17 protein-coding genes are annotated in these 14,882 nt (G+C 61.3%); 10 read left to right on the top strand and 7 right to left on the bottom strand.

The window, feature by feature from the left end:
* Positions 1–30: 30 nt before the first annotated feature.
* Together ACIQTW_RS15895 and ACIQTW_RS15890 are read left to right on the top strand one after the other, a co-directional pair.
* On the top strand, positions 31–249 hold the full coding sequence (locus tag ACIQTW_RS15895; protein WP_402938671.1) for a hypothetical protein: 219 nt from the start codon (positions 31–33) through the stop codon (positions 247–249).
* Positions 242–1,381, top strand: coding sequence for a Vms1/Ankzf1 family peptidyl-tRNA hydrolase (locus tag ACIQTW_RS15890; protein ID WP_402938668.1), 1,140 nt, complete (start codon positions 242–244; stop codon positions 1,379–1,381). The genes ACIQTW_RS15895 and ACIQTW_RS15890 overlap by 8 nt, the downstream gene beginning before the upstream one ends.
* 86 nt (positions 1,382–1,467) lie before the next feature.
* Here ACIQTW_RS15890 and ACIQTW_RS15885 read toward each other — a convergent pair whose 3' ends face one another.
* Positions 1,468–3,288 carry a glycoside hydrolase family 2 protein gene (locus tag ACIQTW_RS15885; RefSeq protein WP_402939282.1) on the bottom strand — a complete coding sequence of 607 codons (1,821 nt, stop codon included), beginning with the start codon at positions 3,286–3,288 and terminating at the stop codon, positions 1,468–1,470.
* 65 nt (positions 3,289–3,353) lie between these two features.
* On the opposite strand from ACIQTW_RS15885, the gene ACIQTW_RS15880 reads away from it, so the two are divergent.
* Entirely contained in the window at positions 3,354–4,325 is a 972-nt protein-coding gene (locus ACIQTW_RS15880; RefSeq protein WP_402939279.1) for a D-2-hydroxyacid dehydrogenase family protein, read from the top strand.
* 197 nt (positions 4,326–4,522) lie between these two features.
* Positions 4,523–5,665: a glycerate kinase gene (locus ACIQTW_RS15875; protein WP_402938665.1), complete on the top strand. Its 1,143-nt coding sequence runs from the start codon at positions 4,523–4,525 to the stop codon at positions 5,663–5,665.
* 12 nt (positions 5,666–5,677) lie between these two features.
* Here ACIQTW_RS15875 and ACIQTW_RS15870 read toward each other — a convergent pair whose 3' ends face one another.
* Positions 5,678–5,938 (bottom strand): DUF2630 family protein, encoded by a 261-nt coding sequence (locus ACIQTW_RS15870; protein WP_402938662.1) that lies wholly within the window; start codon positions 5,936–5,938, stop codon positions 5,678–5,680.
* Positions 5,939–6,036: 98 nt separating this feature from the next.
* On the opposite strand from ACIQTW_RS15870, the gene ACIQTW_RS15865 reads away from it, so the two are divergent.
* Positions 6,037–6,480, top strand: coding sequence for a YdeI/OmpD-associated family protein (locus tag ACIQTW_RS15865; protein WP_402938659.1), 444 nt, complete (start codon positions 6,037–6,039; stop codon positions 6,478–6,480).
* 4 nt (positions 6,481–6,484) lie between these two features.
* Here the strand turns inward: ACIQTW_RS15865 and ACIQTW_RS15860 are convergent, their stop codons facing one another.
* Positions 6,485–7,228 (bottom strand): MBL fold metallo-hydrolase, encoded by a 744-nt coding sequence (locus ACIQTW_RS15860; RefSeq protein ID WP_402938656.1) that lies wholly within the window; start codon positions 7,226–7,228, stop codon positions 6,485–6,487.
* A gap of 430 nt (positions 7,229–7,658) precedes the next feature.
* Here ACIQTW_RS15860 and ACIQTW_RS15855 point away from each other — a divergent pair, with 430 nt between their 5' ends.
* Complete coding sequence (locus ACIQTW_RS15855; RefSeq protein ID WP_402938653.1) at positions 7,659–8,108, top strand: hypothetical protein; 450 nt, start codon at positions 7,659–7,661, stop codon at positions 8,106–8,108.
* A gap of 275 nt (positions 8,109–8,383) precedes the next feature.
* On the opposite strand, the gene ACIQTW_RS15850 is transcribed toward ACIQTW_RS15855, so the two are convergent.
* Positions 8,384–9,670, bottom strand: a complete 1,287-nt coding sequence (locus tag ACIQTW_RS15850) for an MFS transporter (RefSeq protein ID WP_402938650.1) — start codon at positions 9,668–9,670, stop codon at positions 8,384–8,386.
* Positions 9,671–9,720: 50 nt separating this feature from the next.
* Between ACIQTW_RS15850 and ACIQTW_RS15845 the strand changes: the two genes are divergently transcribed.
* The gene (locus ACIQTW_RS15845; RefSeq protein ID WP_402938648.1) at positions 9,721–10,674 is read left to right on the top strand and encodes a DUF5937 family protein; all 954 of its coding nucleotides are present in this window, start codon (positions 9,721–9,723) and stop codon (positions 10,672–10,674) included.
* A 46-nt stretch (positions 10,675–10,720) separates the two neighbouring features.
* Here the strand turns inward: ACIQTW_RS15845 and ACIQTW_RS15840 are convergent, their stop codons facing one another.
* Positions 10,721–11,272 (bottom strand): dihydrofolate reductase family protein, encoded by a 552-nt coding sequence (locus tag ACIQTW_RS15840; RefSeq protein ID WP_402938645.1) that lies wholly within the window; start codon positions 11,270–11,272, stop codon positions 10,721–10,723.
* 12 nt (positions 11,273–11,284) lie between these two features.
* Positions 11,285–11,596 (bottom strand): hypothetical protein, encoded by a 312-nt coding sequence (locus ACIQTW_RS15835; RefSeq protein ID WP_402938642.1) that lies wholly within the window; start codon positions 11,594–11,596, stop codon positions 11,285–11,287.
* Between the two features lie 230 nt (positions 11,597–11,826).
* On the opposite strand from ACIQTW_RS15835, the gene ACIQTW_RS15830 reads away from it, so the two are divergent.
* Positions 11,827–13,101 carry an FG-GAP repeat domain-containing protein gene (locus tag ACIQTW_RS15830; RefSeq protein ID WP_402938639.1) on the top strand — a complete coding sequence of 425 codons (1,275 nt, stop codon included), beginning with the start codon at positions 11,827–11,829 and terminating at the stop codon, positions 13,099–13,101.
* A gap of 121 nt (positions 13,102–13,222) precedes the next feature.
* Here the strand turns inward: ACIQTW_RS15830 and ACIQTW_RS15825 are convergent, their stop codons facing one another.
* On the bottom strand, positions 13,223–13,789 hold the full coding sequence (locus tag ACIQTW_RS15825; RefSeq protein WP_402938633.1) for a type 1 glutamine amidotransferase domain-containing protein: 567 nt from the start codon (positions 13,787–13,789) through the stop codon (positions 13,223–13,225).
* A gap of 194 nt (positions 13,790–13,983) precedes the next feature.
* Here ACIQTW_RS15825 and ACIQTW_RS15820 point away from each other — a divergent pair, with 194 nt between their 5' ends.
* Both ACIQTW_RS15820 and ACIQTW_RS15815 read left to right on the top strand, forming a co-directional pair.
* Entirely contained in the window at positions 13,984–14,475 is a 492-nt protein-coding gene (locus ACIQTW_RS15820) for a DUF2975 domain-containing protein (RefSeq protein WP_402938630.1), read from the top strand.
* On the top strand, positions 14,475–14,762 hold the full coding sequence (locus ACIQTW_RS15815; RefSeq protein WP_402938627.1) for a helix-turn-helix domain-containing protein: 288 nt from the start codon (positions 14,475–14,477) through the stop codon (positions 14,760–14,762). Before ACIQTW_RS15820 ends, ACIQTW_RS15815 begins: the two co-directional genes overlap by 1 nt.
* Positions 14,763–14,882 lie beyond the last annotated feature (120 nt).

The following is a 14,882-nucleotide window of genomic DNA, read 5'->3' as shown; positions in this document are numbered from 1 at the left end:
TGTGACCAACTAGTTCGAAGGGAGATCACCGTGGCTGAACGAGGAAACACCAAGCACGGTGCGCATCTGGATGAACAGATGCAACACGAAGCCGAAGGCATGGTCAGGGGAACCAAACCCGCCCATGTTGAAGAGGCGCGCGAGACTGAACCCTTTCCCGATGAAACCGATCCGGTGGAAGTCAGGGAAGCGCTGAACCCCAACACCGGTAAGGGAGAAGCAGGTGGAGGAGGGGCCTCAGATGAGTGATCGGCTTGCCAAGTACTCCGAACTCTTCCGTAAACCGGGTCCCTGGTGCGTGGCCTATGTGGATGCCAGCGCTGGCACCGTGGATGGTTTGGAAGCCGCTGACGTCCAACCCGATAACGTTAGGAATGCGCTGGCTGGACTTGGTGCTTCCGAGGACGATTTGGAGGCCGTTGCCGGAGCCATCCAGCCCGCGACGGGTGAGCCCTCGCCTATTAGTCGCTATGTGCTGGTGCGGCAGGGCGAGGTGGTGATGAACGAGTTGCTTCCCGGTGCGCTGCTGGGACCGGAGCAGATCTCTACGGATGTTGTCCCGGACCTTCTTCCGTTGCTCAAGCATCATCCGGACGGGTTCGCCTATGTAGTGGCAGAGGTCAGCCGGGAGGAAGGTGAAATCCGGCTGCACCGTGCGGGCCGGCAGGCGGCGGAGGAAAGCCGGCACATCCAAGGCTCGGACGAGAATCTGAAGAAGGTTCCGGTGGGCGGCTGGTCACAAGGCCGGTATCAACGGCATACAGAGGAAATCTGGCGCCGCAATGCCGACCAGGTGGTGGAGCAGATAGACAAGGTGGTCCGCGAGAACAATGCCCGGCTCCTGGTCCTCGCAGGAGATATTCGGGCGCGGCAGCTCGTAGCCGATCAACTGTCGGAAGCCAGTAAAGCCATTCTCTCCACCGTGGATTCCCATACCCTTGCCGCAGGCTCGGATCGCGAAAAGTTCGAGGACGAGGTCAACTCCTTGGTCGCCCAACAATGGGCCACTGAGCAGGGACAGCTCATGGACCGCCTGGCCCAACAGGAAGGGCAGGCCAATCCGGAGTCGGCCACCGGCTTTGGCGCCGTGGTCCACGCCCTCCAGCAGGCCCAGGTTGAGGTGTTGATGTTCGACGACGGGTCGCTCACCGATCGCACGGTGTTGGCCCTCAATGCGGAACCATGGCTGGCCACCTCGGAGGAGGAATCGCTTGGCGCGGAAGTGCTGGGGAAGGTTCCTGCTGCCGCCGCCCTGCTCAGGGCCGCTGCTCTGACTGATGCGAGGGTGGAACTGGTCCCTTCACCAGCACTGCCTGACGGGGTGGAGATTGCAGCCCTGCTTCGCTGGCCGACAGGGCCGGAAGTACCCGGGGCTACATAGGCATCTGCTTGACGGGGCGCCTGCTCGAAGGGTGCGAGCGAAAGGGCCGGGGCGGATGCCTCGGCCCTTTCATGTGCAGCGTAGTGCTAGCTGTTCCGGGTCTCGATCGCGGCAGGCCGAACTTGGCTCGCGCGGATTCTCTCCAGATCGAACTTGTTGCTGCGGTCGAAGTTGAAGATGCCGTTCTTCTCCTGGAAAACGTCCGTTAGCTGGGTGTAGCAATAACCGAACATGTCCGGGTTATCCAGCAGCACTGCGCAGAGGCCGTCAAAGCGGGTGTAGAACTCTTCCTCGCTGCTGACACGTTGGCCGTAGCCCCACGAAGAGGAGACGTCGCTTCCGTCCACAGCCTGACGGGCCTCAACTTCATTCCACCAGATACCGCCGAACTCCGAGACAAAGTAGGGCTGTCCCGCATACGGCACCGAGTATTCCTCGCCGTCGGCCTTGCGGTTGATGTAGGGCTTTCCCTCTGCCAATCCCTGCTGCTCGATGCGGAAGCGGTCCGGGTCCTGCTCGTAGGAGTGGGAATCGTAAATGTCCGTGTCGCGGATCCGGTGAGCGTAGCCGGAAGCGTCGATGACGGGACGGGTGGGGTCGGCGAGCTTGGTGGCCAGGAACATGGCCTCGGTGACGTCGTCCAGCACCGTCAGGCGGTCGTGGAGAACTTGGTGCGTCTCATTGAGGGGGCACCAACCAATGATGGAGGGGTGGTTGAAATCGCGCTTCAGCACTTCCAACCATTGCGCCACAAAACTGGCTGTGGGCTTTTGGTTGTGCCCCACAGTTCCTCCGCCGGAGACACCCCAGTCGCCGAACTCACCCCACACCAGGTAACCGAGGCGGTCTGCGTGATAGAGGAAACGTTCCTCGAAGACCTTCTGGTGCAGTCGGGCGCCGTTGAAACCTGCGGCCATGGACAATTCGATGTCCTTGATCAAGGCGGCGTCATCCGGCGAGGTCATCAGTGACTCCGGCCAGTAGCCCTGGTCCAGGACAAGCCGCTGGAAAACCGGCTTCCCGTTGATGCGGACTACCTTGCCGTCCAGGGCAACTGACCGGACTGCCGCGTAGCTGCGGACCTGGTCAACAACATTTCCGGAGTCATTGTGGATGCTGACATCGAGGTCATAGAGGAAGGGATCTTCGATGGACCAAGGACGCAGGGATTCGGCGGGGATGGTGAGGCGAAGTGATGGCGTGAGGTCCAGGTCTGCTTTGGCTGTGGCCTCAACACGCATGTCACCCTTGTCTCTTAGGACGGCGGTGACTGTATGCCCGGTCCGGTTCTGGCTGATGGGAACCTCAAGTGTGATGCTGGAGTCCGCAAGGTTGGGAGTCATGCGGAGGCGTTTGATGTAAACCCCCGGGACCGCTTCGATCCACACCGTCTGCCAAATTCCGGTGGTCCGGGTGTATTGGCAGTGGGTGTTGTTGTACCAGGTGGCCTGTTTGCCACGGGCTTGCATATCGTGCCGTGAATCCCTGGCCCGGACCACAATCACGGCTTCCGTCCCGGGCTCGGCGACTCCTCCGAGGTCTGCAGTGAAGGGTGTAAAGCCTCCGCGGTGACGGGCTACTTCAACTCCGTTCACCCATACGGTGGCGTCGTGGTCCACGGCGCCAAAGTGCAGCAGAACGTTCTGGCCCGCCCATTCCTGAGGGATCGTCACCGTACGCCGGTACCAGACGGCTTCCATGAAATCGACGTGCTCGACCCCCGAAAGCGCAGATTCCGGTGCGAACGGAACCAGGATCTCGCTGTTGAGTCTGCGCGTGGTGAGTCCGCGCTCCAAACCGGAGTCACCGGCGTCGATCTCAAATTCCCAAGTGCCGTTGAGGTTCAGCCAGTTGTCGCGGACTAATTGCGGGCGGGGATGCTCAGGCTTGGGCATGGCGGGGGTCACATTTTGGCTCACAATCAAAAACCTAACGTGCCATGGGGTTGAGTACCACCAGCCGCCGCGCAAGGATGAATAACGTGACCCGATTCCGTTTAGCAATCCTTGATGATTACCAGCAGGTCTCCGGCGATTACGCACCGTGGGATTCACTGCTCGACGACGACGTGAAAGTCAGCGTCTTCAGCGCACCTTTCCTTTCGGAAGAGCAAGCCGTGGCCGCGTTGGCGCCGTTCGACATCATTGTGGCGATGCGCGAGCGAACCCGTTTTCCACAGGAAGTCCTTGATTCGCTGCCGAACCTGAAGCTGTTGGTGACCACTGGCATGGCTAATGCGGCGATCGACCTTGAAGCGGCGGCGGAACGCGGCATCGTGGTCTGCGGAACGGGTGGCTCACCGGCCGCGGCGCCAGAGCTGACGTGGGCTTTGCTGCTGGCTTTTGCCCGAAACCTGACTGTGGAGGAGAACTCACTGCGTGCTGGCGACTGGCAGACCGGCGTCGGGTTTGAACTCGAGGGCAAAACCCTCGGAATAGTTGGCTTGGGCAAGATCGGCAAGCGGATGGCGGGCTATGCGAAGGCCTTCGGGATGGACGTCCTCGCTTGGAGCCAGAACCTCACGGCGGAAACTGCTGAGGCTGCCGGTGCCCGTAAGGTCAGCAAAGAGGAGTTGTTCCGGGAGTCCGACGTCGTAACGCTGCACCTGCGGTTATCCGAGAGGACAGAGGGCATCGTTGGCCCGGAGGAACTGAGGCTTCTGGGCCCCGACGGCGTGTTGCTCAATACCGCGCGCGGCCCCTTGGTGGATGAGTCAGCGCTGATCCGAGCCTTGGAGGAGGGCTGGATTCGTGGCGCGGCCTTGGATGTCTTCGATGAGGAACCCCTTCCGGCGGGGCATGCGCTGCTGCATTCTTCGAGGACCGTTCTGTCGCCGCATATCGGTTACGTGACGCACGAGAGCTACCGGCAGTTCTATGGCGGGGCGTTCGAGGACGTGAAGGCTTGGCTTGATGGGGCTCCTGTGAGGGTGATTAGCGGGTAACTCCGGCTCTTGCTCTGGTGGCGCTCGCAGCCATTACCGCCGTTCGCGCCTATTGGGCGTAGTTGTCGCACCTGCTAACGCGTATCGCACCAGAGGTTATGGGGGCGTTTGGCGGCAGCTGGTGCGATGCCCGCGAGCACACGCTTAAGTTACGCGCTTGGCAAGCGCTTTCCCAAGGAAGCTGGCAAGATGGACCCATGCGTATCCTTATAGCCCCTGACAAGTTCAAGGGATCCCTGACCGCCGCCGAAGCCGCGTCAGCCATGGCCGAAGGTGCCCTGCGCGTTTACCCGGACGCCGTGACCACCCAGTTCCCCGTTGCCGACGGCGGCGAAGGTACCCTGGACGCGGCTATTGCTGCTGGTTACGAGGAACGGAACAACGCCGTTGTTGGTCCTATCCTCAAGCCCGTCGGAGCTTCATGGGCCATCCGCAAGGACTCCTTCGGCGGGGCAAGCGCGGTTATCGAGACCGCGATGGCCTCCGGCCTCGCCCATATGGAACCGACGCCGGAGAACTCGCTGCGCGCCCACAGTTACGGTTGTGGCCAGCTCGTAGCTGCCGCTCTCGACGCCGGCGCCACGGAGATCGTGCTCGGCTTGGGTGGCTCTGCGATGTCCGACGGCGGAAGCGGCGCCTTGCGTGCGTTGGGGCTCAAACCCCTGGATGCAGTCGGCAACGTGGTGCCTCTCGGCGGAGGTTCCCTGGCCGACGTCGTCGGTTTGGACGTCTCTGAACTGGACCCGCGGCTGTCCGCCGTGAAGTTCCGCATCGCCGTCGACGTGCAAAACCCGTTGTACGGGCCGGAAGGTGCGGCGCATGTTTTTGGTCCTCAGAAGGGCGCCGATGAGGACGCCGTTGAAAAGCTCGACGCCGGTCTCCGGAACTGGGCGTCGCTCCTTCGGGAGGCCACGGGTCGCGATGTAAACGTTCCTGGAGCTGGAGCGGCAGGCGGGTTCCCGGCGTCGTTCCTCGCATTCACCGATGCCACGCTGGAAGGCGGCTTTGCGCTGGTCGCCGGTCTGACAGGCCTCGCCAAGCACCTCGGTGAGGCAGACCTCGTCATCACCGGCGAAGGTTCCATGGATGAGCAATCGCTCACCGGCAAGGCGCCCATCGCCTTGGCCGACGCCGCAAGCGTGCACGGAATTCCCGTCATCGCCGTGGCCGGCCGCATCACCGTCACGCCTGAAGACCTGGCGAAACACGGCATAGTTGCCGCCGCCCAGCTGTTGGATGTCGCGCAGCGCAAGGATGGCGTTCCGGACGTCAACGATGCCGTTGCCAACGCCGCCAAATACTTGGCTTGGGCGACGAGTCAGGTGCTTGAAGGGGCGTAATTGACTGTGGGGCTACTGGCGGTAGCCCTCCACTTCACTGATGGGGCGCGGCTCGGCCTCGTCGGGGTTCTCCCCGGCGTCTCTCTTGGCCCGGCGTTGGCGCAGCAGGTCCCAGCACTGGTCGAGCTGAGCTTCGAGTTGAGCCAATCGTGCCCGGCTGCCGTCGCCGTCGACGTCGTCCTCGGTTCCGCCGCCCCCTGACGTGGTGTCGCGGAGGCGGTGCTCCTCTTCAACCAACGATTGGATGCGCTCCAGAAGGTCCTGCTCGTCCATGTTCTCTCTCTCCTTGGGTAGCGGGAATTGCGTGGTTACCTCGAACGTAGTCCTGCGGATGGGGTGCGTCTACTGGTGGTCAACGGCATACTTGGGTCATGAAATTCACTACCACCATCGTCGGCGATGGCAACAAAGCGGGCATCGAGGTTCCGGACGAGATCGTTGAGGGGCTCGGCGCGGGAAAGCGGCCCCCTGTGGTGGTGACCATCAACGGCCAGAGTTACCGCAGCAGCATTGCCGTAATGGGCGGGAGTTACATGGTGGGTGTCAGCTCGGCCAACCGTGAACTGACAGGGACTGCGGCGGGGGACACCGTGGACGTTGATCTTGAAGTAGACACCGAACCCAGGGTCGTCGAGGTGCCCGAGGACTTGGCCGCCGCGTTGGAGACGGAGCCCGAGGCGAAGGCGTTCTACGGCACGCTGAACTACAGCAGCCAGCGGCGCTACGTCGAGCCGATCGGGGATGCCAAGACCGAAGAGACGCGTGCCCGACGGATCGCGAAGGTAGTTGCCGATTTGAAGGCCGGCAAGAAATAGCATCTTAGGCCGGGCCGTTCGCCCTGGCGATTGCAACGGCTTCCTCGATGCCCTTGGTCCATGGTTCACCGTGTCCCGGGAGTACAAGGCTTGCCCGGGTCAGTGCCAGTTGCTTGAGTGATGCAAGGTTCAATGCGCTATCGGCAGTGGCTGCGCCGGCAACGATCCGCGGCCCGGTTCTTTGGGTATACGGATCCATGGTGACCAGGGCGTCACCGCTGAAAAGGATCCCGCGCTCGCGCAGGAACAGTCCGCAGTGGCCGCTGGTGTGTCCGGGGGAGAAGATGATTTCCGGGCTGCCAGGGACGGGAAGGGCCCCGGTGCCGGGAAAGTGCCTGACGTCCTCGACTCCTTTCACGTTGAGTGCCCCGGCCCTGGCCATGCTGGCCATCACCGGCAGTCCTTGTGGGTGGGTGAGGGCAAAGATGAACCGGGAGCGTTCGTGCCGGTAGCGATAGGGGTGTTTGGCGATGTAGGAGTCTTCGGTGTGCACCCACACGGGAATACCCAACTCCTGGTGGAGCCGTTTGGCCAGTCCCAAGTGATCGAAGTGGGCATGCGTCAGGACCAAAGCGCGAATGTCCTGAAGGGAATGACCGAGGATCCTGAGTGACTGGTCCAGCGGTGTCCACATTGCCGGAAGCCCGGAATCGATCAGAGTGAGACCGTCGCGGCCTTCAACCACATAGAAATTCACGTAGGCGTCCGAGAAGCGATGGACGCCGTCTGCCACCTCGGTCATTGCCATGGTTGCTCCGCTTTCCGGTTAGGTCGGATAGGGCCGATCCAATCACTACCATAAGCATGCTTAGTATTTTGGAACAAGAGTGTCAATGGTGAATTCACGGGCCGCCGAATTAAAAGTGATCTGAATCACGTCATGAATTTCCGGCTGGTTGCACTACCAAGTAGTGACGGGCTGTAGAGCGCATTTCGGATGCAGAACAACAGCCGCAGTCGACAAGACGAAGAACCCCCCTTGTCGGCTGGTCACCGTGCGCGAGCGAGGCCCCCATTGTCGGCTGGCCGGCCGCGCACTTGTCCGCTCGCCCAAGCGGACAGTGTGGCCGGCCAGGACTTTGACCACCCGGGCCGGCCACACCTGGCTTTGAGTGATTCTGATCCGACCCGGCCGTCGTGCATTGGCCGCTAGGCTGGACTTTTGAATCTTCGGGGGGGTGGCCTTGGTTTATGACCGGGAGCGTTATCGGCGCGAGGATGCCGTGTACGCCGAACACAAGCAGGCAATCGCCAATGGCGAGAAGCGGGTGCTCCGCAGGACCGCTACGGGTGAACTCCACAGTTATCCGGGCGATGAAATTGGGTTTTCGCCGGGTCGCGGCCAAGCCCAGGTCAGCACTTGGTGGGGGATGGCCATTCTGTCGGCCCTCGGATGCGTTGGATTCATCGCCGCTGTAGCCATTTTCCTGTCCCCACTTTGGAAGGCGGAGGGGCTCTCGTGGGGTGCTCTCTGGGTTATGGGACTCGCAGGATTTATTGCCTGGTACGGGTTCAAACTAGCCAGGGACGAGTACAAGGCCGCCCGGCTTCGCAAGGAACGCGGTTCTCCCAAACCGGGCACCGGTTACGTGGATGTGGATCTGCTCGAATCAGGGAGTCACGAATGACTGTTTCGGCCGTACCGGAAGACTCGCTCACAAACCTAAGGCGCGTTTCCGCGTAATGAATTATCTCCGGACGCCACTTACATGACGGCAATCAATGGCGTTTGGGGGGACGGTTTGTGGTGCAAACGGAGTGTCGGAACAACAACTGCCTTGAGGGGTGGATCTGGAAACAAATGGGTGAGTTCCCTGATGGGCCTTGCCCGGATTGCTCCGTCGAGGGTGAAACCGTGAATCAGGTCAAACCGTCCAGACTGGGGAGTTGGCTGCGACGCGTCCTACGCAAGTGAGCGGGCCGCTGGGGCGAGTGCCGCCGTCGTCGACGCCTTCCGAGCTATCAGGGCGGTTCCCGCCGCCGATGCGAGGAAGACGACGCCTAGGATGACCCAGCCCAGCACGCCATGTTCGACGACGGTGGCGGTCACCACAAGCGGTGCCAGCATGGCGCCCAAGGCGGATCCCATGCCGAACATCCCCTGGTAGGCGCCTGCTTTGAGGGGGTTGGCGAGTTCGAAGCTGAGTCCCCAGGCGCCGGCTTGCGAGAGGATTTCAGCGAAAGAGTGAAGGAGAGCTGCGCCGCACAGGAGGGTGATAGCTGCGATCTCCGGCACCCCGCCCGCAGTTGCGTAAAGTGCGCAGGCTACGGCCATGAGTACGCCACCCGTCTTCACGATTTTTCCTGCGCGTCGAGGGTTGTCGGTGCCACGGGAGAGCGGCACCTGAAGCAGAACTACACACAAAGTGTTGATGACCAGGATGACGGAGATCAGGACGTCCGGCGCACGGGTGTCCTGAGAAATCCACAACGGGACGCCCATCTCGGCCAGCCCGAACTGCATGCCGAAAATACCGGACAGCACTGTCAGGAGTACATAGCGGCGGTCCCTAAAAGGGGAGATACCCCGCTTCGGGTCAGGGGCGGCGGGATCGTGCCGCGGTGCGTCTACACGGGTAGGCAGGTGGCGGAGATGCAGTGCGCTCAGGACGTAGACCGCGCCAGCGCCGATCATCATTCCCCGGAACGCATCGGCGGTTCCGGCCAGGAGTGCTAGTCCGGCAATCATGCCTCCTACGGCGATGCCGAGGTTTGTGATGGTGCGGAGGACTGCACGCGCATTCACGCGGTTGGGACCGACGAAGGCCCGGGCGATGATCGCGGAGCGCGTGGCATTTGCGCCACGGTTCATGCCCACTGCGATGCAGGCAATGACGACGGCGGTGCTGAAGTTCCCGGCGAACGTATAGGTTGCGATCGCCAGACCCTCTATGGCGACCATGCCCACAAGGAGTCGACGTGCGGAAAAGCGGTCGGCGAGTCGGCCGCCTATATAGGACGTCGCGACGCCCACCCCACTGGAAACTGAAAGGATCACGGCGATTTCCAGGGCACTCAGTCCAACGAAGCGACTGAAGTAAAGAACCGTTAACGTGAGGAAGATGCCGCGGCCCACCGTGGCTACGAGGATGGCAGAAGCGAGGGTTTTAAGGGTGGGGTCAGAGAGCGCGGCGCGAAGGCTGTGCTGTGCGACAGTGGCGGTGTCTGAGGGGGATTTGGTCACACCCATAGTTCTGTCATCCTCTGACGCTGGTCGGTATTGATGTAGCGTTGTGCTTCATGTTGAAGTACGAGTTGTCAGACGCAGATCTGGGCGGCGTGCGTTTCGGGATCTCGCCTCTATGTGAACTGGGACTTTCCCTGAGGGCTATTCGCGACCCGAGCCAGTATCCACTTCAACTGCCTTGGTTGCGTCGGACGGAAGAGGCCCGCTCGCGCTTGGACCTGGATGGGTTGCTGGCCTTGGTGGATGACCGATTGTGGACACCGGACTTCCTGAACCCGCGGCCTGAGTCCCCACTCACGAGGATCGATGACGAGTTTGATGCACTGGAGCAGATCTCGGCCGAGCAGTTTCATGGCGACCTAATGCGGGTGCACGGCGCAATTCCAGCCGTCTTTTCCGGACCTGTCGATCAGGCCGTCCGGCGTATGGTCCGTATCCTCCGGGAGTTCTGGGACACCTGCTTCGCGCCGCATTGGTTGCGCATGCGCACCATACTGGAAGCGGATATCGTCTACCGTGGGCGTCAGATTGCGCAGGGCGGGCTGTTCACGATGCTCAACGACCTGTCCGGTGCTGTGGAGTTCGACGGACGCGTGATTTCCGTGAAGTTAAAGAACCCGGCGTCTCGGACCGAGAAAACTGACGGCCTGGGGCTGACCCTTGTTCCCACCATGTTCACCCGTAGGGCCTCTGCTCCAGTGAACCACGGCGACCCGCCGCTACTGATGTATCCGGTTCGGGGCCAGGGTGCCATGTGGGAAACGGAGCGCGTTACGAATCCGGCTGCGATTGTGGCTGTGTTGGGGGAGGTTCGGACCAGCCTGCTCACTGCGCTGGCAGCCCCGGCCTCGTCTACCGAGCTGGGCCTCCGCTTCGGGGTCACAACTTCCGCTGTAAATCAGCACCTCAGGGCGCTCCGAAACGCTGGACTCGTGACATCAACACGATACGGCCGCAGTGTGCTCTACTTCAGGAGCGAACTGGGAGCGGCGCTGCTGCTGGGGTGACTGCCCAGGGAGGTCTACGGCGGCGGGTGACTGCCGACGTCGGCCTTCAGTCCTTGCGCAGGCTGTACGTGCTGACCACGTTTCCCTTGCTGGTGGCGTACTGGTTCTCCAGTACGAGCCGCTGCAGCGGATCGCCGTCTTCGAAAAGTCGTCGCCCACTGCCCGCAACTACGGGGTGCGTCATGAGGGTGAGTTCATCGAGGATGCCCGCGAAGAAGAGCTGGCGGACCAGGGAGATGCTGCCGCAGACGGCGATTTCGCCGCCTTCCCGCGATTTCAGCTCCGTGACGAACTGCTCCAGGTCGCCCTCAATCAGGTGGGAATTTTCCCATTCAAGGGGTTCGGACAAGGTGCGGGATGCAACGAACTTCTCCACAGGGTTGATGAAGGCAGCAAAGTCTTCGTCCCGCGGCGCAGTCGGCCAGTAGCCGGCCCACTCCTGGTAGCTGACCCGACCCAGGACCACGGTATCCACCGTGTTGATCATGTTGGTGAGTCCAGTGCCGAGTTCGTCGTCGAAGCTGTCGAACTGGAACTTGAAAGGGTCCTGAACTACGCCATCCAAGGAGTGGAACAGGCCGGCGGTGACTTTGCGCAATTGTTTCTCCTGCTATGCGGCGCGGCTAGTGGTTTGGAGGCCGCGGGAGGGGAGGGCGGTCACGTTGGTGAGTTCCGCTGCGAGGTGCACCGGCACCTCATGGAGCGCGGCATAGCCCTGCAGTTGATCCAGCGCATCCTCATCAATGGTCGCTTGGGACAGGTCCATCTCAACGCCGAGACCGCCGCCGAGGCTCTTGGTGCGTTGAACCACCGGGAAGAGCCCTTGGAGGCTTGAGGTGGTCACTCGACCGGTCGCTGCGATCTGGATCTGTTCGCCGTCAACGTCGACGCGAACAACTACGGAGAGCTTGTCGCTGGTCAATGTACTGCCTTTCGTCCCTGCTGCCACGCTGCAGCGTCCCCCAGCGTATGCGTCGAGTGTGACGTGCGCAACATTACGACGGCGGTGCTCCCGCAGTCGCTTCTGCGCGTCGGTTATGCCCCACACGTGCCAGAGCTGAGCGCGTATGCTCTGAGAATTGTTGCGAATGCCTTGCAAGCACGACCTGATTCGAGTTGCATCCAGTGGATGTTGACGTAAAAGGGGGAAGCATGGTCCATGGTCACAAAAGCTCGTCATGGCGGGGGGCCGCCGTTGTGGCGGTACTCGCGATCGGGTTGACGGGTCTGGGTACTGGTTCGGCAGAGGCAGCAGGCCCGCAACCTCTTCACCATATCGGCTGGGATGGAGAGGTCCCCCTGATCGGAACGCCCTACGTGGGTTCGGAACTATGGATGGGCGCTCCCGGAGCATTTGCTCGATGCGACAGGACCGAGGATGCCCCGGATGGATACGTTATGGAGTGGCTTAGCAACGGCACTCCGCTTCCGGCGGAGCGTCAGCAGGACTCCTTAAAGGTTCTACCCGAAGACCGCGGTAATCGTCTTTCCTTCAACGTGTATCCCACATCGCCGGAGAAAGATGGGTGCCCCAAAACACCTGAAGACGAATCTCAGGGGATTCAGCTGCACAGCGTTGAAACTTCTCCCATTTCTGCGTCCAACCGGGCCATGGGTTGGACCGGCCGCGGAAACTTCGAATTGCTTGGCCGCACGGACGATGGGGAACTGGTCCTTTACCCGAGGACCTACCCCTTCAGGAAGAACGGTTGGTGCTTCGAAGGAAACTGCCCAAGCTTCGAACCTTCAAGCTGGGATGAACCGCGAGTTGTAGGGACAGGCTGGTACGTCTTTAACATTGTGTTCTCGCCAGGGGATTTCGACGGGGACGGCAACAATGACATCCTTGCCCGGGATTCCGTGGGCCATCTCTACCTTTACCCGGGGGACGGAGACGGCGGATGGCTGGAAAGATCGGTCGTCGGCACGGGCTGGAACATCTTCGACTCAATCCTTGGCCCAGGGGATTTTGACGGGGACGGCATAAATGATGTCCTCGCCCGGGATCGTCTGGGAAACCTGCATCTCTATCCCGGTAACGGCGAAGGCGGGTGGCTTGCGCCCGCCCAAGTTGGCTCGGGATGGCAGATCTTCGACAAAGTCGTTGCCCCAGGAGACATAGACGGCGACGGTGGCGTGGACATCTACGGCCGTGATCGCGGCGGCTACCTCCACGAATACCCCACGGACGGTCAAGGGAACTGGAAGCAGCCCTCAGTGTGGGGACCCGGGTGGGCAGTGATGTCCGAAATCAGCGGGGCAGGCAGCTACGAGCACAACCTGGACGTCGCGGTAAACGGAGGGCACCCCCAACCGGGCAACAATGTCATCGCCATCAACCAGGACGGCGATCTCCTCAAATACGGCGGACGATTCGGCACTCAACAAATAGGCAACGGCTGGGATATCTTCAGTTCACTCATTTAGCGCTCCCGAGAACCTTCCGTTGCTCCTCGAAAAGCCTGCAGTCAGCGAAACGCCAAGTGCCGCCGTCGTACTTCTTGTAAAAGTACGACGGCGGCACTTGCCGTATGTGGGTTGCTGATCGTTAGGCGGTCTGGCCAGCGTGTTGGCCCTCGGAGATCTCCTCAACCACCTTGCTGTTGAAGGCGGGGAGGTCGTCCGGGTTGCGGCTGGTGACCAGACCCTGATCCACCACCACTTCCTCGTCGGTCCAGTTGGCGCCCGCGTTCTTCAGGTCCGTCTGGAGCGTGTGGTATGAGGTGACGTTGCGGCCCTTGATCACGCCGGCCTCGATGAGAATCCACGGCCCGTGGCAGATCGAGGCAACAGGCTTGTGCTGCTCAAAGAAGGCGCGCGTGAAGTTCTGTGCGTCCTTATCTACGCGGAGATGATCGGCGTTCACGACGCCGCCGGGGAGAACCAGGGCGTCAAAGTCGGAAGCGTTGGCATCGGCCACGGCGAGGTCCACGTCGAAGGTGTCACCCTTGTCCACGCCATTAAAGCCTTGGAGTTTTCCCTTGGAGGGAGCCACGAGAGTCGGCTCACCGCCGGCATCCTTGACCGCCTGCCATGGGCTGGTGAGTTCCACCTGCTCCACGCCGTCCGTCAGCAGGAATGCGACCTTCTTCCCTGAGATGTTGTGTTCTGACATTGCTCCTCCTCCATGGCGCGGCGGCGTGCTTTTTGAGCGTGTACCGCCGCTGTGAGAGTTGTTTGTCTGACCTGTTCAAGCCTAGGGAAGGTCGCGTTAGTAAGCAAGCTGACTATCCACAAGGGCTGCAAATGCGGTTGCATAAGTATCGAATATCGATAGAATCAGATTGTTGTTCGATAAAGGAGACTTGAGTGGGAAAGCTGACAATTCTCGCGTTACGGATAGTAATCGCGATGGTGCTGGCCGGTTCGTTGTTTGTGCAGGTACGGATGGCCCCGTTGCTCTCGACCGATCTGGTTGAGGCCGGCGCCCCCGACGGCCCTCGTGTTGCTCTGCTGGCCATCGCGGTCCTGGGGATTCTGTGTGTCCAGGTGGTTGCAGTCTGCGTTTGGCGATTGCTGACGATGGTGCGCAGCGGAACGGTGTTCTCCCACCGGGCTTTCCGTTTCGTGGACATCATCTTTGGAGCCATCGCGTTCGCAGCGGTACTGGTGTTCGGCATCGCGGTGATTCTGGCGCCTGGCGGGACCGCACCAGGCATCGTGATGCTGATCTGTGGAGCAGCGTTGATGATCGGGGGAGTAGCGCTGGTTGTGTTGGTGATGCGGACGCTGCTCGCCCAGGCTGTAGCGCGGGACGTCGAAGCCGCACAGCTCCGCTCCGAGCTCGATGAGGTGATCTGATGCCGATCATCGTGGATATTGACGTCATGCTGGCCAAGCGCAAAATGCCGGTTGGAGTGCTTGCCGAAAAAGTTGGGATCACGCCCGCCAACTTGGCTGTACTCAAGAATGGGCGGGCGAAGGCCGTGAGGTTTACTACGCTCGAAGCGCTGTGTGAGGTACTGGACTGCCAGCCAGGGGATCTGCTGCGGTGGGAGACTGAGGATCGCTGGGATAGCGGAGACCCATCTGCCGACGAGCCTCGTCCAGCAGTTCCATCATCGCAACCGACTCCCCAGGAGTCATGAACGGGCTCTCGGTCAGTCCGGCCTGAAGGCACCGCGTCACCTCGCGCAGTTCGTAGCTGAATCCGTGCCCGGTCACCTCAAATTTTTCCGTCTGCGGCGTTCCGCTGCGTGGCTGGATGA

The organism is Paenarthrobacter sp. NPDC090517, assembly GCF_044769165.1.
In the GTDB taxonomy this organism is placed as follows: Bacteria; Actinomycetota; Actinomycetes; order Actinomycetales; family Micrococcaceae; genus Arthrobacter.
This window is presented reverse-complemented; position numbering and strand designations above follow the sequence as displayed.